This is a genomic window from Rhizobium sp. C104, assembly GCF_022354505.1.
Classification (GTDB): Bacteria; Pseudomonadota; Alphaproteobacteria; order Rhizobiales; family Rhizobiaceae; genus Rhizobium; species Rhizobium redzepovicii.
Genome location: NZ_CP092350.1, coordinates 86518 through 107011 on the forward strand (window position 1 = coordinate 86518; position 20494 = coordinate 107011).

General features: G+C 61.7%; 18 protein-coding genes and 1 pseudogene. 11 read left to right on the plus strand and 8 right to left on the minus strand.

Translation table 11 applies throughout. The features are described 5' to 3' along the window. Positions 1-88: 88 nt before the first annotated feature. Complete coding sequence (locus MF410_RS24840) at positions 89-586, plus strand: hypothetical protein (RefSeq protein ID WP_239620589.1); 498 nt, start codon at positions 89-91, stop codon at positions 584-586. 317 nt (positions 587-903) lie between these two features. Here the strand turns inward: MF410_RS24840 and MF410_RS24845 are convergent, their stop codons facing one another. The 7 genes from MF410_RS24845 to MF410_RS24875 form a co-directional block, all read right to left on the minus strand. After that, complete coding sequence (locus MF410_RS24845) at positions 904-1716, minus strand: ABC transporter ATP-binding protein (protein ID WP_097625513.1); 813 nt, start codon at positions 1714-1716, stop codon at positions 904-906. Next, entirely contained in the window at positions 1713-2702 is a 990-nt protein-coding gene (locus MF410_RS24850) for an ABC transporter ATP-binding protein (RefSeq protein WP_239620591.1), read from the minus strand. The genes MF410_RS24845 and MF410_RS24850 overlap by 4 nt, the downstream gene beginning before the upstream one ends. A gap of 1 nt (position 2703) precedes the next feature. Then, positions 2704-3561, minus strand: a complete 858-nt coding sequence (locus MF410_RS24855) for an ABC transporter permease (protein ID WP_097625511.1) — start codon at positions 3559-3561, stop codon at positions 2704-2706. A gap of 3 nt (positions 3562-3564) precedes the next feature. Further along, positions 3565-4569, minus strand: a complete 1005-nt coding sequence (locus tag MF410_RS24860; RefSeq protein ID WP_097625510.1) for an ABC transporter permease — start codon at positions 4567-4569, stop codon at positions 3565-3567. Between the two features lie 120 nt (positions 4570-4689). Continuing rightward, positions 4690-6594, minus strand: coding sequence for an ABC transporter substrate-binding protein (locus MF410_RS24865; protein ID WP_097625509.1), 1905 nt, complete (start codon positions 6592-6594; stop codon positions 4690-4692). Positions 6595-6788: 194 nt separating this feature from the next. Further along, positions 6789-8297, minus strand: a complete 1509-nt coding sequence (locus MF410_RS24870; protein WP_131711529.1) for an alpha-N-arabinofuranosidase — start codon at positions 8295-8297, stop codon at positions 6789-6791. A 209-nt stretch (positions 8298-8506) separates the two neighbouring features. Further along, complete coding sequence (locus MF410_RS24875; RefSeq protein WP_097625507.1) at positions 8507-9430, minus strand: ArsR family transcriptional regulator; 924 nt, start codon at positions 9428-9430, stop codon at positions 8507-8509. Between the two features lie 139 nt (positions 9431-9569). On the opposite strand from MF410_RS24875, the pseudogene MF410_RS24880 reads away from it, so the two are divergent. Continuing rightward, a pseudogene (locus tag MF410_RS24880) lies at positions 9570-9912 on the plus strand (alkaline phosphatase family protein); the annotation flags it as partial. Between the two features lie 55 nt (positions 9913-9967). Here MF410_RS24880 and MF410_RS24885 read toward each other — a convergent pair. Beyond that, a complete protein-coding gene (locus MF410_RS24885; RefSeq protein ID WP_131711528.1) occupies positions 9968-10726 on the minus strand; it encodes an IclR family transcriptional regulator in 759 nt (252 codons plus the stop codon). Positions 10727-10879: 153 nt separating this feature from the next. On the opposite strand from MF410_RS24885, the gene MF410_RS24890 reads away from it, so the two are divergent. The 9 genes from MF410_RS24890 (at position 10880) to ligD (ending at position 20486) form a co-directional block, all read left to right on the plus strand. Then, positions 10880-11587 carry a 3-oxoacid CoA-transferase subunit A gene (locus MF410_RS24890; RefSeq protein ID WP_097625505.1) on the plus strand — a complete coding sequence of 236 codons (708 nt, stop codon included), beginning with the start codon at positions 10880-10882 and terminating at the stop codon, positions 11585-11587. Continuing rightward, positions 11584-12273 (plus strand): CoA transferase subunit B, encoded by a 690-nt coding sequence (locus MF410_RS24895; protein WP_239620593.1) that lies wholly within the window; start codon positions 11584-11586, stop codon positions 12271-12273. The genes MF410_RS24890 and MF410_RS24895 overlap by 4 nt, the downstream gene beginning before the upstream one ends. Positions 12274-12283: 10 nt before the next feature. Next, on the plus strand, positions 12284-13489 hold the full coding sequence (gene pcaF, locus MF410_RS24900; RefSeq protein WP_097625503.1) for a 3-oxoadipyl-CoA thiolase: 1206 nt from the start codon (positions 12284-12286) through the stop codon (positions 13487-13489). Positions 13490-13529: 40 nt separating this feature from the next. Further along, the gene (locus MF410_RS24905) at positions 13530-14012 is read left to right on the plus strand and encodes an N-acetyltransferase (RefSeq protein WP_097625502.1); all 483 of its coding nucleotides are present in this window, start codon (positions 13530-13532) and stop codon (positions 14010-14012) included. 128 nt (positions 14013-14140) lie between these two features. Beyond that, the gene (locus tag MF410_RS24910) at positions 14141-15355 is read left to right on the plus strand and encodes an MFS transporter (RefSeq protein ID WP_097625501.1); all 1215 of its coding nucleotides are present in this window, start codon (positions 14141-14143) and stop codon (positions 15353-15355) included. A 181-nt stretch (positions 15356-15536) separates the two neighbouring features. Continuing rightward, positions 15537-16331 carry an SDR family NAD(P)-dependent oxidoreductase gene (locus MF410_RS24915; protein WP_097625500.1) on the plus strand — a complete coding sequence of 265 codons (795 nt, stop codon included), beginning with the start codon at positions 15537-15539 and terminating at the stop codon, positions 16329-16331. Between the two features lie 103 nt (positions 16332-16434). Continuing rightward, on the plus strand, positions 16435-18591 hold the full coding sequence (glgX, locus tag MF410_RS24920) for a glycogen debranching protein GlgX (RefSeq protein ID WP_097625499.1): 2157 nt from the start codon (positions 16435-16437) through the stop codon (positions 18589-18591). Positions 18592-18606: 15 nt separating this feature from the next. After that, a complete protein-coding gene (locus MF410_RS24925) occupies positions 18607-19611 on the plus strand; it encodes a DNA topoisomerase IB (protein WP_097625498.1) in 1005 nt (334 codons plus the stop codon). After that, complete coding sequence (gene ligD / locus MF410_RS24930; protein WP_222135140.1) at positions 19608-20486, plus strand: non-homologous end-joining DNA ligase; 879 nt, start codon at positions 19608-19610, stop codon at positions 20484-20486. The genes MF410_RS24925 and ligD overlap by 4 nt, the downstream gene beginning before the upstream one ends. Positions 20487-20494: the final 8 nt, after the last annotated feature.

A 20494-nucleotide genomic window follows, 5' to 3' on the forward strand; every position in this document is an offset into this window, starting at 1 on the left:
AAGAAACATGACCGTGTCCTCCGTGTCGGCACCTTCGAGACCATTGCCGGTATTCCGCCTAATCCTGCTCTGCGGCTGGTGCTCCTTGATGGCAGGGATTTTTCTCTGGTCAGTCCACCCGATCGCCTACTACGATTGGGACCTCACCACTGTCCTTATGTGTCTGTTGTGGTTTTCGGGTCCGCTTGTGGCTTTTGCCATTTCGGTCGGTGCCCTTATTCTGGATCAACCGGCTTCTCGCTTAATGAGGCGAGCCGTCGCTGTGCACTTCGGGATGAGCCTGGTTGTTGCTCTAATGGTATGGGTGACGGATCAGTTTAGTCCCGCCATCTGGTTGTTTGTATTGCTGGCGGGCCTGGTCGATCTGCCGATCCTTGCGCTCGCGCCAGGCAGGATCGATAGCGCGCGGGCGGTCAAACTGCCGCATATGGTGGTGATATCGTCGGGTGCTGGGCCTATTGCCGGCCTATTTCTTTGGTCGGTCCTCAACATCAAGATTGTGGAATGGCGTGCACTCGCGGTCGCCGGTTCACATCCTATTGCGTGCAGGTGCCCAAGGATTATCTCGGGCGGTACAAGGCAGTAAGCCGATGGACTGAATTGGCGGGTTTGAGGATGCAGACACCGTTTACAAACGGCGGCGGTTCCACCGACTACCAGTTCGCGTTTCACGCAGTGCTCGTGGTCAGGCAGGGTGGTGGGGACCAATTCTACAACTGGTCCTACTTTGCCCAGAGCTTCGTCCCCGTTTCCGAGCGTGCGATAAGCGGACTCGCTCTTCTTCGCGCTGATTGTGAGCCAATCGTTGCTTTTTTCGACGAGCTTAATCGTTAGCGGTTGCCATGGAATTATAGAAAACGCCCCGAACAGGTCATGCCTACACCAAGGCGCCGTGGGATGAGCCTACATCGCCGGGCTGAAATCCGCCGCCAGCACCGCCTCCTTGAGCGCCCGCGAATAGGGATGCTGCGGATTGTCCAGCACGGGGCGGGCCTGGCCGCGCTCTACGATTTCGCCCTTGCGCATGATGATGATGTTGTCGCTGATGTAGTAGGCGGTGGCCAGATCGTGGGTGATGTAGATGATCGACAGCCCGAGTTCGTTCTTCAGCCGGCCGAACAGATTGACGATCGCCATGCGCAGGGATGCATCGACCATCGAGACCGGTTCGTCGGCGACCAACAGGCGGGGCTGCGGGATCAGCGCGCGGGCGATGGCGACGCGCTGGAGCTGGCCGCCGGAGAGTTCGTGGGGGAAACGGCCTTTCACTTCTTCGAGGGTGAGGCCGACATGCATAAGCGCCGCATCGGCCATGCGCTCGGCTTCTTTCCGGTCTATCCGTTTTCCCGGGCCCGACAGATTGCGGGCCGTTTCGAACAGGTAACGGTCGACCCGCTTCAGCGGATTGAAGGCTTCGAATGGGTTTTGCAGAACCGGCTGGACCTCCTTCATGAAAGCCTTGCGTTCGGAGCGGCTATGGATGGAGACGGTTTTGCCGGAGAATTCCAGCCGCCCTTCCGTCGGTGCGGTCTGCCCGAGGATCATTGCGGCGATCGTCGATTTGCCCGAGCCGGATTCGCCGACGATCGACAGGATCTCCGGCTCCTCCCCAACTTCGAAGCTGACATCCTTGACCGCGGTGATCAGGCGCCGGCCGAGCATGCCGCCCTGGCGATAGACTTTGGTGACATGCGAGAGGTGAAGCAGAGCGGTCAAACCTGATCTCCCGTAACTGCAAAACAGGCGACGCGACGCCCCGGCTCGACGGTGACGAGCGGTGGCACCTTTTGCGAGCAGATGTCCATCCGCTTCGGACAGCGCGGGTGAAAGCGGCAGCCCTCCGGCGGCATGGCGAGGTTCGGCGGGCGCCCCTCCAGCGACGGCCGCGTCGTTGCATCGCCGATGCGCGGCAGGCTGCCGACCAGATGCTGCGTATAGGGATGCAGCGGCTTGCTGAAGAGTTTGGCGGTCGGCGCTTCCTCGACCAGACGCCCGGCATAGACGATGCCGATGCGGTCGGAAACCGTCGCGTGAACGCCCATATCATGGGTGACGAACAGAAAGGACGAACCCATCTCGCGCTGGATTTCGCGGATCATCGACAACACGTCACGCTGAACGATGACGTCGAGCGCGGTGGTCGGTTCGTCGGCGATGATGAATTCAGGCGTCAGGATGGTGGCGAGCGCAATGGTCATGCGCTGGCGCATGCCGCCGGAGAGTTCGTGGGGATAGGCGTCGAGCAGATGCGGATCGAGCTTCAGCCGCTGCAGATGGGTTGCGACCTTCTCAAAGAAGACCGGCTTGCTGACAGCCATGTGGCGAAAGGCGAAATCGGTGAAGGAATGGCGGATCCGGCGCACCGGATTGAGCACGTTCATCGAGCCCTGCATGATATAGGACAGATGCTTCCAGCGCAGCGCCATGCGCTCCTCCGGCTTCATCGCGTAAATATCCTGCGTGCCGCCGGCGAAATGGAATTTGACGCTGCCCGAGACGACCCTGAGCGGCGGCCGGATGGCGCCGGCGATGGTTTTGATCAGCGTCGTCTTGCCACTGCTCAATTCACCCGCCACGCCATAGACCTCGCCGCGGCCGATCGTCAGGCTGATATCGTCGACGGCGCGCACTTCGCGGTCGACGCCGAAAAGGAAGGCGCGGTAATAGGCTTTCAGGTTCTCGATTTCGACCAAAGGGTCCATGCTAACTTCCCATCCGGTTCAGCCGGCTGCGCGGATCATTGTATTCGTTCATCGACATCGACAGCAGGAAGAGCGCCAGGAACAGAATGACGATAACGGCGACGGGGGCGGCCACCCACCACCATATTCCGGCGATCAGCGCCGAATGCGCATTGGCCCAGTAGATCATCATGCCCATGGTCGGCGTCTCGATATCGGTGAAACCGAGCACCGAAAGGGTGATCTCCATGCCGATCGACCAGATCATGTTGTTCATCGTGGTGGCGAAGACGATCGGCAGCACATAGGGCAGGTGCTCCTCGACGAGGATCTTGCGCATGCTCATGCCGGAATAGACGCTCTGGGTGGTGAACGGCCTGGTTTTCAGGCCGATCGCCACCGAGCGGATGAGGCGCGCATCGTAGGACCAGCCGAGCGAAGCCATGATGACGATCAGCACCGTCCAGGTCATGCTGTCCTTCAGCACGAAATAGAACAGGATCAGCAGCGGAAATTGCGGGATGACCATGATGCTGTCGTTGATCGCCATCAGCACCCGGTCGACCGTGCCGCCGGCATAACCGGCGACGAGGCCGACGACCAGCGAGATGATGCGCGAGAGAAAGGCGACGCCGATGCCGAAATACAAGGTGTTGCGAAGGGCGGTCGTCAGCTGCCAGAAAACATCCTGGCCGCGCGATGTCGTGCCGAGCCAATAGTCGCCGTCGGGCGGCATGTCGGGCGGCAGAAGATAGATGTCCGTCGGCGCGTAGGGCGAGAAATAGGACAGGATGATGAACCCGACGATGACGGCAAAGAGCAGCAGGCCGCAGAGAAATTCCAGGTTCTGACGTGCGAGGTCGCGGATGATGGTAAACATGGCCTATTCCACCTTGATGCGCGGGTCGATCAGCGGGCTCAGAATGTCGATGATGAAGACGGCGGCGGCGACGCCGACGATCGACAAGGCGCTGAGGCCGAGCACCAGGCTGTAATCGCCGGCATGCACCGCCGAAATCAGCAGGTTACCGATGCCGGGATAGCCGAAGACGATTTCGGTGATGACGGTGCCGTTGAAGATCGCCCCGAGCGACATGGCAAGCCCGGTGAATTGCGGCACCATGGCGTTGCGGGCGATGTAGGAGCGGAGAATTTTCCGCCTCGGAACGCCGCCGAGCTCGGCGAAGACGACGTAATCATCGGTGATGATGTTGGACACCAGCGCCCGCATGCCGATCAGCCAGCTGCCGGCTCCCACCAGGATCAGCGACAGGGCCGGCAGGATCGAGTGTTCGAGGATATCGAGCACCAGCGCGAAGGAGAGATCCAGATTGGCGTTCATCTCGTAGCCGCCATTGATCGGCAGCACCGGCCAGAGATAGCCGAACAGGATGAGCAGCACGAAGGCCAGGATATAATAGGGAATGGGAAGCAGGGCGATGCAGACGAGGCTGACGGCCTTCAGCACCATGTTTTTCCGGTAATAGCCGGCGAGCGCGCCGAGCGCATTGCCGAGCACGAAGGTGATCAGCGTCGAGACGGTCATCAGCCCGATCGTCCAGGGCAGGGACCGCAGAATGATCGTCGAAACCGGGGTCGGAAAGGCCGACAGCGAGGGGCCGAGATCGCCGGTCGCAAGCCGCAGCCAGAAGTGCAGATATTGCTGCCAGATCGAGCCCTCCATGCCGTAAAGCTCGCGCAGCGACTGGCGCATCAGTTCGATCGCATTCGGATCGGACTGCCCCATCTGGGTGATGGCGCCTATGCTTTCTTCGACCGGATCGATCGGGGTCAAGTGGGTGACGAAGAAGGTGATGCTGACGCCAAGAAAGACGACGAGCAGAAACTGACCGAACCGCTTCAGCACAAAGATCAGATAGGGCGTCATAAGGCAGTGGTTCCTCTCTGGTTCCCTTCATCGCCGGGAAAGGATCGAAGGAAAGGATCGGCGGGCAGGGCCCGCCGACAAGGAGCCGGCGCGATGGCTAACGCGCCGGCGTTGGGAGGATTATTTCGGTTGGGCCGGCTTCAGCTTGACCATCATCAGCCTGGAGTTGGCCCAGTTCGGCACCGGGTCGGTGTAGGGGTCCTTAATCGTCGGATAACCGGTCCAATAGGTCGTATCCATCGAGGTGAAGACGTTATAGGACATCAGCGGGATCGTCGGCATTTCGCGGGCAACCAGCTTCAGATAATCCTTGCCGAGCTCGATGCCCTTGGGATCGTCGGCGCTGATGCCGCGGATGGTCTCGATGATCTTGTCGAGCTCCGGATTGCTCCAGCGCTGCCAGTTGCGCGGCGGCTGGTTCTCACCCTTCTTGGCCACGAACTGCGAGTGCCAGCTGTCGAGGAAGAACGACAGGTCGGGATCGCCGCCCCAGGTCTCGACGCTCCAGGCAATCGCCACCTGGAAATCGCCAGGCTGCAGTGCAACCTGCCACAAGTTGGTCGTCGGCACGGCCTTGGCATCGATGCCGAAGGCAGCCCATTGCTGGGCGATCAGCGTGCCTGCCCGGGTGAAGACGGAGCGCGTGTCGCCCTCGACGGTCATCCGGATCCTGAACGGCTGACCATCAGGGGTCATCCATTTGCCGCCGCTCTTCTTGAAGCCTGCCTTTTGAAGCAGCTCGGCGGCTGCCTGCGGGTTGGGCTTCCACCAGCCATAGCCGAAAGCCGTGCTGATAGCCTCAGGATCGGTCGGGATCTGGTCCTTGAACTTCGGCTGCTTGCGCAGGAGATCGGCGACCTGCTGGCCGATCGTCGGGTCGTAGGGCTTGATCTTCTGCTTGCCGGTGTCGATCTCGAAATCCTTCAGCCAATCCTGCATCGGTGCCTGATAGTCTTTCATGGCGATCGCCGTCGGTGGCACACCGAGTGCCGAGAGCGTCGCGGTGCCGCGATAGCTCGCCATGTCGACGGCCTTGATGTCGATCAGCAGGGCAAGCGCCCAGCGCACATCGGGATTGTTGAAGGTCGGATCCTGTGTATTGAAAATGACAGCCGGCAGTGTCGGATCCGGATGGGCGAAGGGGAAGCCCGGGAACCAGGTCTCGATCGACTTGGATTTTTCCTTCAGCGTGAACATGCCCTCCGGCGTGTTGTCGTGGATGATATCGAGATTGTGCTCGAGCTGGGCGATGGTGCGTTTATCCGGCGGGCCGGGATCGACGTAAGTCACATATTTCGGGGCCGGCTCGCCGAAGCGGGCAAGCGATGTCTTCTGCCAGTCGTCGCGTTTCTCCCAGGTATACCACTTGCCCTGAGGGTCGTAGGCCTTCAGCTTGTAGGCACCGAGCGAAACCGGATTGGCGAAATCGTAGCGAAGCGGATCGGCGACTTTCTCGAACACATGCTTGGGCATGATCCATGCCCCGTTCCAGCGAACGGTGAAAAGGGCGTGGAAGCGCGAATTGGGCTTCTTCAGCTTGAACACCACAGTCTGAGGATCGGTCGCCTCGACGCTTGCCACCTGCACCGAGAAGGCAGCACTCCAGACCATGCCGGGATGATCCATCTGCGTCTTGACGGTATAGACCACGTCGTCTGCCGTGAACTCGACGCCATCGCTCCAGAAGAGCCCCTTGCGCAGTTTCACGGTCATTTCGGTGAAGTCGGCATTATATTGCGGCTTGTCGGCGGCCAGCGAATTGTCCCAGGTCGCGCCGCCGAGCCCTTGTTCGGGGTCGATATACCAGAGCGTATCCATGGTCAGCTGCTGCAGACCGGTGGAGACACCGGCGCCGGCATTGACCCAGATGTTGAACCAGCCGGGATTTTTGATCGTCCCTTCCGGATTTTCGACGATGAGCGTCTCCTTGCGCGGCAAGGAGGTATAGTCATCGGCTTTGGCCGCCGCCGTCAGGCCGAGTGCGGCCAGCGCGACGCCAAATGCGAGCCTCTTCAACTGTTGCATGAACTCCTCCCTAGAAAGCGACGATACGGCGGCCGTAATGGCAGCATGGGCACGTCGCGGTTGTCGGTTTGCAGAGACGTCGGGACCCCAAGTCCAGGCCGCCTCTAGCGAACCATCCCTCCGGCCGTCTGCCTCCTCGCAGTCGAACCGAACCTCTTCAGCCGGGGCCAATGGGCCTTAGCCGGCGGCGGCTGTCAGACCGACAGCCGAATGACGTTGTAGGACAGCGGTTTCAGCGCCGCCCGCAACCGTCCGTCCTCGATCTTGGCGCTGTCGGCTTTGACAGGCGCGACCGTATCTTGCCGCCCCGCCGTGTTGACGGCTTCGAGATCGCTATGGGTCATTTCCACCTGCTCGACGACGCTCGCGGCCCCAAAACCTTCCAGCCGCACATCGAGATCGAGCGCCGTGTTCGGATGGCGGTTGACGGCAAAGAAGGTCAGCGTCTTGCCATCCTCGGAATGGACCGCCGAGACGTCGAGATAGGGAACGTCGTTCTCCTCGTCGCTGTCATAGGTCGGGCCATCGACGACCAGCTGCAGCGCTGCGCCGCGGCCATATCGGGAGGCGTAATAGAAGGGGTAATAAATCGTCTGGCGCCAGGCCGCCCCGCCGTCGTCGGTCATGATCGGAGCGATGACGTTGACGAGCTGGGCGATGCAGGCGATGCGCACCCGGTCGGAGCGGCGGATGAAGGTGTTCAGGATGCCGCCGACCTGCAGCACGTCCTCGAAATTATAGACGTCTTCGAGCAAATGCGGCGCATCCGGCCATTCGTCGCGCGCCAGGATCTCCTTGTCCTGCTGGTTGGAATGGTACCAGACGTTCCATTCATCGAAGGAAATGCCGATCGTCTTCTTCGAGCGCTTTTTCGCCTTGATGTAGTCGATTACGCCGCCGATCGTGGTGATATAACGATCGAGCTTGGTCGCGCGGGAGAGATAATTCAGAGTATTCTTCTCGCGGTTGGCGAAATACATATGCAGCGAGATATGGTCGGCGCTGTCGTAGCACTGCTCGAGGACCTGAGCCTCCCAATCCGGATAGGTCTTCATATCGGAATTGGAGGAGCCGCAGACCACGAGTTCCAGCGACTTGTCGAAGCCGCGCATGGCTTTCGCCGTCTCGTCCGCCAGCCGGCCATATTCATAGGCGGATTTGTGGCCGACCTGCCAGGGGCCGTCCATCTCATTGCCGAGGCACCACAATTTGACATCGTGCGGATTGGCCCAGCCGTGCTTGCGACGCAGATCGGAATAATAGGTGCCGCCCGGATGATTGCAATATTCGAGGAAATTACGGGCCGCATCCAGGCCGCGCGAGCCGAGATTGACGGCGAGCATCGGCTTGGTATTGGCCTTCTTGCACCAGTCGACGAATTCGTTGACGCCGATCTGATTGGCTTCGCGGGTGCGCCAGGCCAGGTCGAGGCGAACCGGGCGCTCCGAACGCGGGCCGACGCCGTCTTCCCAATTATAGGCGGAGACGAAATTGCCGCCGGGATAACGGCAGTAGGGCGTGTCGAGATCTCGCACCAGATCGAGCACGTCGCGGCGGAATCCGTCCTCGTCGGCCGTCGGATGTCCGGGCTCATAGATGCCCCCGTAGATCGCTCTGCCGAGATGCTCTAGAAATGAACTGTAGAGCCTGGCGTCAATGGTCGCGATGCGGAAATCGCGGTGGGCAACGACATTGGTCTTCAACGGATCCTCCCGTTTATGTATCAGAAATTTTGTTTTCTTGCCTCCAACTTGATATCAGGAATGTCGTTCTGTCAACCAGCTTGCGGATTTTATCATACTAATCTGATTTTCGGAAAATATCACGTAATTTCAGAACGTTAATCGATTTTCCTTTCGTAGAATTCGGAAAATCGCGTGATTTTTAAATCAGCATTTCCGATATCGATTGATCACACATGCAGCCGCATGATGATGTCGCGGCCGTGATTTCCGAAGCCGCGGCCGAAAATATTGACGCCGCCGGTATGCCCGGCATTTTCGGCGATGCCAACGCGCAGCCGGATGGAAGAGTGCTGGCCGAGCGCCAGATCGGCGAGCGTGACATTCGATGCGGCGACGCCGTCGATGAAGGTCCCGCGCGTCGAGATGCGCCAGGTCTTCATCATCCCATATTGCGAGCCTTCGAGCTTCCACCAGGCCGGCGTGAAGGCGCCGCGCTTGTCGCCGTAATCGCCTGGAGACGTCCATGTGCCGATCGCCATGCCGTTGACCCAGAGCGTGATGTCGGAGGGCCAGTCCGCATTGGTGCCGGGCACCTCCGACGACAGCTCCAAAGAGAATTCGATAGCCCGGATATCCTTGTTCAAGACCTTGGCATTGTTGGGGAATTTATACTCGACATAACCCCTTCCGAACCACACGAGCCCGGCCTGCATACGCTGGGGATCAAGGAAATAATCGGGAACGTCGAGAGGGCCGATGACGCTTTCGCTGGAGCAAAGACCGCAGGGCGCATGCACATCGCAGCTGGTGTAGAGCCCCACCGGCATCTCGACTTCGATGATATTGTTGGCCCGTTGCGCCGCACTTTCCTCGAAGCTGATCAGGATTTCGCTATAGACCGCCGAGCAGATCTTCTGGTTCCCCTTGCGCGCCTTCGCCAGCCGGGATTCGACTAGGCCGGCCTCCTCCAAAATCTGAATCCCGGTGGCGACAGTCGATTGCGGCAGGGAAAGCGCCTGCGCGATATCATTGATATTCATCGGCCCTTTGGCGCAGAGCAGCTTGAGCATCTCGACCCGCGCCGGCGCCGAAAGCGCCCGGATTGCCTCAGTATTCTCCCCGGCCGCAATCGTTAAAAACGAACGTTCCATTATATCCCCATCGTTCCCGATAGAATGATGTATATCGAGAATTGTGATACATCAAGTAGGGACGCCTGCGCCGACTGTGATAATGTGTGCGATTGGGAATTCTAGGAGGCGGGTTTTAACGGGTCTCCCACTGATTGATGATCTGCAATCGAGCGGCGACCAGCATCTTGCCGATATCGTCTCCCATCTCGAGAGGAGCCCGGGGCGACATGCTCGTCATCGTCACTCATCGTCACCTATGACGAAAACGGCGGCTTCTGGGATCACGTCGCGCCGCCGAGGCCGATCGTTGGGGCCGGGCAACCGAATTCCGGCCTTCATCATCTCGCCCTTCGCCAAGGACGGCATCGTCGATCACACCCAATAACACGTCATCGATCATCCGCTTCATCACCGCGCATTACGATCTGCCGGTGCTGCCGGGCATCGACGGCCAGCCGCCGATGGGTGACCTCACGGCCGCGCTCGACCTGACGCATTGACAATTGCGGGCGGCCCCGGCGCTGACCGGGGCCGCCCCTTTTTCCGTGCTTGCCGTTACCGGCGCAGCAGCGGCCGCAACGCGGCCTGGGTTTCCTTCAGCAATGGCAGATAGCGCTCCTTCATCTCCGCCGCCGGGACGAGGGCGGCCGGGGCGCCGATATTGATCGCCGCAACCGTTTCGCCGCGGTCGTTTTCGACGGGCACGGCGATCGAGCAGAGGCCGATCTCCAGCTCCTGGTCGATGATCGCATAACCCTCGGCGCGCACGCGGCGGAATTCGGCGACGAGATCCTCAGGATCCGTTCGGGTCTTCGGCGTATTTTGCTTCAACTCGCTGCGGGCAAGGACGGCACGCGCCTCGTTTTCGGGGAGCACCGCGAGCAGCACGCGGCCCATCGAGGCGCAATAGGCCGGCAGCCGGCTGCCGGGGGTGAGATTGATCGACATGACCCGGCGCTGCGAGGCCCGCGCGATATAGACGATTTCGGTGCCGTCGAGCACCGAGGCCGAGGCGCTCTGGCCGGCGCGTTCCGAGAGATGATCGAGATGCGGCTGCAGCAGTGCCGGCAGCGGCGTCGCCGCGAGATAGGCATGGCCGAGCCGCAGGATCTTCGGCGTCAGGGTGAAGAACTTCCCGTCATAATCGGCATAGCCGAGTTCGGCCAGCGTCAGCAGCGAGCGGCGCACGGTGGCGCGGTCGAGCTCCGTCAGCTTCGAGGCCTCGGCAATCGACAGCCGCTGCCGCGTTTCCCCGAAAGCTTCGATGACTTTCAGGCCGCGGGCAAAGCCGCTGACAAAATCCGTTTCGCGCATGTTCGGTCCCCTTATCGATTCACCGAATAAGTGCGATATACGAACAAAAGTCAAATAACGCACAAATTGGTTGCCGCGCGTGCCGTCCCGCTTTATGCCTGACACTGGAGGACGGGAAGAACCAGTTCTCAATCAGCCAAGGAGAAATCCCGCATGGACAAGACAGTCGGGAGCACGGCCGAGGCCGTCTCCGAGATCGGCGACGGCGCGATCGTCATGATCGGTGGTTTCGGCGGCTCGGGCGCGCCGATCGAGCTCATTCATGCCTTGATCGACAGCGGGCCGAAGAACCTCACCGTGATCAACAACAATGCCGGCAACGGGCGCATCGGCATTGCAGCGATGATCGATGCCGGCATGGTCAGAAAGATGATCTGCTCGTTTCCCCGCTCGTCTGATCCGCGCGCTTTCACGGACAAATATCTGGCCGGAGAAATCGAGCTCGAACTGGTACCGCAGGGAACGCTTGCCGAGCGCATTCGCGCCGGCGGGGCCGGCATTCCGGCTTTCTACACGCCGACGGCCTATGGCACGGAACTCTCCGACGGCAAGGTCATCGCAGAATTCGACGGCCGCCATTACGTACAGGAACGCTGGTTGAAAGCCGATTTCGCCATCGTCAAAGCCGAGATCGGCGATAACTACGGCAATCTCACCTACAACAAGGCCGGCCGCAACTTCAATCCGCTGATGTGCATGGCCGCGGCAAAGACCATCGCCCAGGTTTCATCCATCGTGCCGGCCGGCGGCATCGATCCCGAGCATGTGGTGACACCCGGCATCTTCGTCGACCGTGTCGTCACCGTCCCCCGTCCGCAGCAGGAAGAAGAGCTCATTCGAGCCGGAGTCGCCTACGTATGACCGTCGATATTAGAGAAGACATCAAGCTCTCCAATGCGCAAATCGCCTGGCGCGCCGCGCAGGATATCGCCGACGGCGCCTATGTGAACCTCGGCATCGGCTTTCCCGAAATGGTCGCCCGCTATCAGCCGCCCGGCCGCGAAGCGATCTTCCACACGGAAAACGGCATCCTGAATTTCGGCGAGCCGCCGCCTGAGGGTGAGGAGGACTGGGACCTGATCAATGCCGGCAAGAAGGCGGTGACGCTGAAACCGGGCGCGGCCTTCTTCCACCATGCCGACAGCTTCGCCATGGTGCGCGGCGGTCATCTCGATGTCGCGATCCTCGGCGCCTATCAGGTCGCCCAGAGCGGCGATCTTGCCAACTGGCGGGTGGGCAGCAAGGGCGTGCCGGCGGTCGGCGGCGCCATGGATCTGGTGCACGGAGCCAAGCAGGTCTGCGTCATCACCGAGCACGTCACCAAGACGGGCGAGCCGAAGCTGGTGGAGAAATGCACCTTCCCGCTGACCGGTGTGGCCTGCATCACTCGCGTCTATACCAGCCATGCCGTCATCGACATCGTCGACGGGCGCTTCGTCCTGCGGGAGAAGTTGGCCGCGATGTCCGAGGAGGAATTGCAGGCGATGACAGGTGCGCCGCTGCACGTCGTGGGGCGGGTTGCCGACCTCGTCGTCCCGAAACTCTGAAGGAAAAGCCATGACCGAAGCCTTTATCTGCGACTATATCAGGACGCCGATCGGCCGCTTCGCCGGCGCGCTCGCCCCGGTGCGCGCCGACGATCTCGGCGCCATTCCGCTGAAGGTGCTGATGCAGCGGAACGGCGGTGTCGACTGGGAAGCCGTGGACGACGTGATCTTCGGCTGCGCCAACCAGGCAGGCGAGGACAACCGCAATGTCGCGCGCATGTCGGCGCTCTTGGCCGGCCTGCCGATTGCTGTTCCAGGCACGACGATCAACCGGCTTTGCGGCTCCGGCATGGATGCGGTGATCACGGCGGCGCGCGCCATTCGCTCCGGCGAAGCCGAACTGATGATCGCAGGCGGTGTCGAAAGCATGTCGCGCGCGCCTTTCGTCATGCCGAAGGCCGAGACGGCCTTTTCGCGGGCGGCCGAGATTCACGACACGACGATCGGCTGGCGCTTCGTCAACCCGCTGATGAAGAAGCAATACGGCGTCGATTCCATGCCGGAGACCGGCGAGAACGTCGCCGAGGACTATAAGGTCAGCCGCGAGGACCAGGATAGCTTTGCGGTGCGCAGCCAGGCCAAGGCCGCCGCCGCCCAGGCGAGCGGACGGCTGGCGAAGGAGATCACCCCGGTGACCATTCCGCAGCGCAAGGGCGATCCCGTCGTCGTCGACAAGGATGAGCATCCGCGCGCGACGACGATCGAGACGCTGGCAAAACTCGCCACACCTTTCAAGAAGGAAGGCGGCACGGTGACGGCCGGCAATGCCTCCGGTGTGAATGACGGGGCGGCCGCGCTGATCGTCGCTTCGGAAGCGGCGGCGCGAAAATACGGCCTGACGCCGATCGCCCGCGTCCTCGGCGGCGCCTCCGCCGCCGTTCCGCCACGGGTGATGGGCGTCGGTCCGATCCCGGCCTCGCGCAAGCTGATGGCCCGGCTGGGCATGGCCCTGGAACAGTTCGACGTCATCGAACTCAACGAGGCCTTTGCCAGCCAGGGGCTGGCGGTGCTGCGGGCGCTAGGCATTGCCGATGACGATCAACGGGTCAACCGCAATGGCGGCGCGATCGCGCTCGGCCATCCGCTTGGCATGTCGGGTGCCCGCATCACCGGCACGGCGGCGCTCGAGCTTGTCGAGAGCGGCGGAAAATATTCGCTGTCGACCATGTGCATCGGCGTCGGGCAGGGCATCGCGATCGCACTCGAAAGGGTCTGAGAGCGTTGCGCCCGGTGACCGGCTTCTGTAGAAATCGGGCATGCTGATCCGACTCGCAGAAAACGACGATCGAGATGCCATCTGGAGGATCATCGGCCCGACGATCCGCGCCGGTGAGACCTATGCGCTCGATCGCGATCTCTCCGAAGCCGATGCGCTCGCCTACTGGATGGGGCGGGATCGCGAGACCTTCGTCGCCGAAGAGGATGGCGTCATCCTCGGCAGCTATTACATCAAGGCCAATCAGGCCGGCGGCGGCCGTCATGTCTGCAATTGCGGCTACATGACCGATCCTGCCGCGGCCGGCCGCGGCGTTGCCCGCCGCATGCATGATCATTCCCTGCAGCACGCTCGCGCCCGCGGCTTTCGCGCCATGCAGTTCAATTTCGTCGTCAGCAGCAACCGCCGCGCCGTTGAGCTCTGGCAATCCCTCGGCTTCGAAATCGTCGGCCGCCTTCCCGGCGTTTTCCTTCATCCGAGTGAGGGTTATGTCGACGCGCTGGTGATGTTTCGTACCCTATAGGACTGCACGGGAAAAAAGATGTGAGCGCGCTGTCGAAATCGCAGCAGTCCGAACGTCTTTAGATCGCGAGGAGTGCGGCGGAGGAGCCGTGTGTCGCAATCACTCTGTCGGCATGGAGGTTTGAAGCCATGGGTGTTTCCTATCGTTGGGTCATCGTTGCCGTCGGCGCGTTGATGTCGTGCGTGGCCATCGGCGCGATGTTCTCGCTGGCGATTTTCCAGGAACCGATCGCCACCGCCACCGGCTGGTCGCATGTCGGTATTGCCAGTGCGATGACGCTGAATTTCATCGTCATGGGCTTCGGCGGCTTCCTCTGGGGGGCGGCCAGCGACCGCTTCGGCCCGCGCATCGTGGTGATGATCGGCTCGGTGCTGCTCGGCCTGGCGCTGGTTCTGGCGAGCCGGGCCGAAACGTTGTTACAGTTCCAGCTGACTTACGGCATCCTCGTTGGCCTCGCCGCCAGCGCCTTCTTCGCGCCGATGATCGCGGCGACCACGGCGTGGTTCGACGAAAACCGCGGTCTTGCGGTGTCGCTCGTTTCCGCCGGCATGGGTGTCGCGCCGATGACGATCTCGCCTTTCGCACGCTGGCTGATCTCGGCCTATGAATGGCGCCCGGCAATGTTGATCATCGGCATTGCAACCTGGGTACTGCTTGTGCCGGTGGCCCTCTTGGTCCGGCGCCCGCCGGCCGAAACCCCCGATGCCGGCACCGAGTTTGCCGCGGAAGGCGGCCGGCCACAGCTGTCGAAAGTCTTCCGCTCGCCGCAGTTCATCGTGCTCGGCCTGACCTTCTTTGCCTGCTGCGCGGCCCATTCCGGCCCGATCTTCCACATGGTCAATTATGCGACGATCTGCGGCGTCGCCCCGATGGCGGCTGTCAGCATCTACAGCGTCGAAGGCTTGGCGGGCCTCGGTGGCCGGCTGCTCTATGGCACCCTTGCCGACAGGATCGGCGTGAAGCCGGTGCTGGTCGCCGGCCTGCTGGTGCAGGCGGGCGCTCTTGCGACCTATCTTCTCGTCAGCGAGCTGACCCAATTTTATGCGCTCGCCATCGTCTTCGGCAGCGCCTATGGCGGCGTAATGCCGCTTTATGCGGTACTGGCGCGGGAGTATTTCGGCCAGCGCATCATTGGCACCGTCCTCGGCGCGGCGACGATGCTCTCCAGCCTCGGCATGGCCTTCGGCCCTCTTATCGGCGGCTGGATATTCGACACCTTCGCCAATTATTCCTGGCTGTTCATCGGCTCGGCGATGGTCGGCCTCGGGGCTGCGGCGATCGCGCTGGCATTCCCGCCACTCGTGCGCCAGAAGCCGCAGCCGGCCGTCGGGGTCACGTCGTGATGAAGGTTGCATTCCGCGCCGTGTATTTGGAGTGAGAAGCCGGCCTTGGTCCGAACAGGACATTGCGCCACGATGTTAATCTCCCGCTTTCGTGCATTGCCCTTCGCCGATTTCGGTTGATAGACTTCCCCAATCTGTTTCATCACCTATGTCCTTGGTTTTTCGGGAGGCTGTCTTCGCCATGGTAGAACTTGCCCAATCGCTCGCATCGATCAAACTGCCGGATCTCGCTGGCAAGGCCGTGCTGATCACCGGCGCCTCGACCGGCATCGGGGCGGCGCTTGCCCGCGCTTTTGCGGCGCAGGGCGCCAAGGTTGGCGTGCATTACAATGCCAGCCGCGAGCCGGCGGAGGCACTTGCAGAGGAGATCAGGGCTGCCGGCGGTATCGTGCATCTGATCCAGGGCGACGTGTCGCGCGAAGGCGAAACCGAGCGCGTCGTCGAGGAGACGGCGAAGACCTTCGGCCACCTCGACGGGCTCATCAACAATGCCGGCGGCATGCTGGGGCGCAAGCCGACGTCGGAATATACCGATGCGCATTATGCCGCGGTCATGGATCTCAATGCCCGCTCAGTGCTGGCGGCAACGCGTGCGGCCCATCCCTGGCTGAAGAAGCAGGGCGGCTTCATCATCAACACCACTTCGATCGCCGCCCGCAACGGCGGCGGCAATGGGGCGATCCTTTATGCGGCATCGAAGGGCTTCGTCTCGACGATCACCCGCGGCCATGCCAAGGAATTCGTCGCCGACAGGATCCGTGTCAACGCCGTGGCGCCAGGCGTCATCGCCACGCCCTTCCACGAGCGTTATACCAATGAGGAGCAGATGGAGCTGCAGCGCAAGTCGATCCCGATGGGTTTCGTCGGCACATCGGAGGATTGCGTCGGCGCCTATCTCTTCCTCGCCTCGCCGACACTGTCCGGCTACATCACCGGCCAGATCATCGAGGTCAATGGCGGCCAGCTGATGCCGTAAGGCGCTTCCTCCGGCGCACAGCATCTGCCCTTTTCCCTCGGACGAGGGAACTTTCGAACCACCGTGACGTTTCCCGCTTGGTCTTTTCATTGAGCGGGGCATCATGAGCTTTTCATTTTCGGAACTCGACTTCCTCAAGCCGGAACTCGGCGCGGAGTATACGGGTTCCGGCACTCACTTTGCCATCTTCTCGGCGCATGCGGAACAGATAGAGCTCTGCCTCTTTTCACCCGACGGAAAAAACGAGATCGCGCGGATGCCGCTGCCGAAACGCGAGGGCGACATCTGGTCTGGCTATATTGCCGGCGTCGGGCCGGGCACCGTCTACGGCTATCGCGCCCATGGTCCTTACGACCCGGGCGCCGGCCACCGTTTCAATCCGAACAAGCTTCTGCTGGACCCCTATGCAAAACAGGTGACGGGCGACCTGAAATGGGACGACGCCCTGTTCGGCTATCAGATCGGCGAAGACGACCTGTCCTTCGACGAGCGCGACAGCGCGCCCTTCATGGTCAAGGGCGTGGTGCAGGATCCGGATTTCGACTGGGCGGGTGAAGAGGCGATCCGCCGCCCCTGGCCCGACACCATCATCTACGAGGCGCATGTGCGCGGCCTGACGATGACCCATCCGAAGGTGCCGGACCGGTTGCGCGGCACCTTTCTCGGCATGTGCAGCGATCCGATCATCGATCACCTCGTCAAGCTCGGCATCTCGGCGATCGAGCTTTTGCCGATCCAGTATTTCCTCGACGATCGTTATCTCCTGGAACAGAACCTCAGCAATTATTGGGGCTACCAGACGCTCGGCTTCTTCGCGCCGCAATCGCGCTACATGTCCGGCGACAAGATCACCGAGATTAAGACCATGGTGCGGAAGTTCCATGCCGCCGGCATCGAGGTGATCATGGATGTGGTCTACAACCACACCGCCGAGGGCAGCGAGAAAGGGCCGACGCTCTCCTTCCGCGGCCTCGACAATGCCAGCTATTACATCCTCTCGCCCGACGATCCCCGCCACACCTTCGATACAACGGGCACCGGCAATACGCTGAATGTCGCCCATCCGATGGTGATGCGCATGGTGCTCGACAGCCTGCGCTACTGGGTTGGAGTCATGCATATCGACGGCTTCCGCTTCGATCTCGCCAGCACGCTCGGACGACAGGATCTGGAATTCGACCGCCAGGGCGGCTTCTTCGGCGCCATTCGGCAGGATCCGATCCTCTCCGGCGTCAAGCTGATCGCCGAACCCTGGGATATCGGCGAGGGCGGTTATCAGGTGGGCGGTTTCCCGCATCCCTTCCGCGAATGGAACGACAAGTTCCGCGACGATGTGCGCCGTTTCTGGAAGGGCGATGGCGGCATGGTGTCGGAGGTGGCGGCCCGCGTCACCGGCTCGGCGCCGCAGTTCAACCATTCGGACCGGGGCGCCACCTCCTCGGTCAACCTTCTGTCGGCCCATGACGGCTTCACCCTGATGGATACGGTTTCCTTCGACGGCAAGCACAATGAGGCGAACGGCGAGGACAACCGCGACGGCCATTCGGACAATCATTCCGACAATATGGGCGCCGAGGGCGCGACCGATAATGCCGACATCAATGCCGCCCGGGCGCGGCGCCGGCGCAACATGATCGCGACTCTGATGCTCTCCCAGGGCGTGCCGATGATCCTGGCCGGCGACGAACTCGGCAACAGCCAGGGCGGCAACAACAACGCCTATTGCCAGGACAATGAAATCGGCTGGACGGGCTGGGATGGGCTCGACGATCCCTTCCTCGATTTCTGCCGCCAGGCTGTCGCCTTCCGGAAGGCGCATCCGGTGCTGCGCCAGGAGCGGTTCCTGACCGGGGAGACAAGTGAGGACGGCCGTATCGAGATCGCCTGGTACAAGCCGGACGGCAGCTTCATGGATGACGGGGCTTGGAACGACGATGGATTGCAGGTGCTCGGCGTCTATCTCTCAAGAAGCGTGCATGCTCCCGATACCGAGACGATGGACGACCTTTTCCTCGTCTTCAACGCCGGTGGCGACTGTCAGATCCACCTGCCCGAGGTGAACGGGCTGCAGCATTGGTCGCGGATTCTCGATACGGGGGCGGAGACCGATGCCTTTGCGGTGCATGAGCAGGATAACCCGGTCATCGTCTATGCCCAGAGCGTCGCGGTCTTTGCGCCGACAGGCCAGACCCAGCCGCCGGAGGGGGCGACCAAGGCCCAGCGCCGCCGATGGTTCCAGTTCGGGCGCAGGAGCAAGTAGCGGGTCGCTGAAAAGATGAATGCCGAAGCCATCACCGAACTTGGTCTCGTTTATGTCAGCGACGCCGAACCAGGCATCCGCAGGCGAAGGAAGGGCAAGGGCTTCAGCTACGTCATGCCCGACGGCACGACGCTTGCCGATGAATTGCAGCGGGCGCGCATCGGCGCGCTCGGGTTGCCGCCGGCCTACGAGAATGTTTGGATCTGCCTCTACGACAACGGCCATCTGCAGGCGACCGGCATCGATGCGCGTGGGCGCAAGCAATACCGTTATCACAAGGACTGGCAGTCCTTCCGAAGCGCGGGAAAATTCCATCAGCTGATCGAGTTCGGCCGGGCGCTGCCGAGGATACGCCGCACCGTGCTGCGCCATCTCGACACCGGCGCGGAGGATATCGACGGCGTGCTTGCGGCGCTGACGACGCTGCTCGACGAGGCCCACCTGCGCGTCGGCAACCAGGCCTATGTCCGGGAGAACGGCACCTATGGTGCAACGACGCTGCTGAAGCGCCATCTGAAGATCGTCGACGGGCAGATCGAGCTGAAATTCCGCGCCAAGGGCGGCAAGCGCGTCCAGCGCAGCCTCAAACATCCGAGGCTGCAGAAAATCCTGGAGGAGATCGCCGACCTGCCCGGCCGCCAACTTTTCGTCTGGAAGGATGAAAGCGGCGCGCTGAAGCCGATCGATTCCGGCCGGTTGAACGCCTATCTGGCCGAGATATCGGGTATTCCCATCTCGGCGAAGACCTTCCGCACCTGGGCCGGGTCGCTGGCCGCCTTCGGCGCGGCGCGCGAGACGATTGTCGGCGGCGGCCGGCCGACGGTGAAGCAGATGTCTGAGGCTGCTGCCGAGGCGCTGCACAACACACCCGCAATTTCGCGCTCAAGCTATATCCATCCGGCAATCATTGCGCTTGCCGGCAACGATCATCCGCTGATCGAGAGCGCCGAACCACTGCGGGGCTTGCGGGCCGAGGAAAACAGGCTACTTGATTTCCTCACACGCGAGACCGAGGAATGAGCCTGAAAAATCCGCCCGCATCGGACGTCGTCCTGACCCATCCCGACCGGCTCTACTGGCCGGACGAGGGCGTGAGCAAGCAGGCGCTCGCGGATTATTACGCGGCGGTTTGGCCGTTCATGGCGCCTTATCTCGTCAATCGGCCTCTGGCGCTGCTGCGGTTGCCGGATGGGATCAAGGGTCACCAGCGGTTTTTCCAGAAACATGCGTGGAAGGGCATGAATCCTCATATCGAGGAGGTCGCCGATCCTGAGGAAATAGACAGCGAAAAGCTGCTGCGGATTGTCGATTTCGACGGTCTGACAGCGCTGGTGCAATCGGCTGTGCTCGAAATTCATCCCTGGGGCACGACGACCGAAAATTGGGAAAGACCGGATATGATCACCATGGACCTCGATCCCGGCGAGGACGTGGCCTGGAGCGCGGTGATTTCGGCCGCGCTTGACGTCAAGGCGCGGCTGGAAGCCCGCGACCTTGCCGCTTTCGTCAAGACCTCGGGCGGCAAGGGGCTGCATGTGGTGGCGCCGCTTGCGCGGAAGGCCGGCTGGGCCGCGGTGAAGGATTTCGCCCATTCTCTTGCCGAAAGCATGTCGGCCGACGCCCCGGAAAAATACCTCTCAACCGCGACGAAGGCCAAACGCGGCGGCCATATCTATATCGATTATCTCCGCAACGGCCGCGGCAATACGGCAGTCGCCGCCTATTCGACCCGGGCGCGGCCGGGGGCTCCGGTTTCGATGCCGATCGATTGGACCGAATTGAACGAGGTCAGCGGCCCGGCCGCCTTTACCCTTGCCAATGTACCGCAGCGGTTGGCGACCCGTCCGAGCGACCCGTGGCGCGATTTCTTCGATGCGGCCGCACCGCTCGAATGAATGTCTCT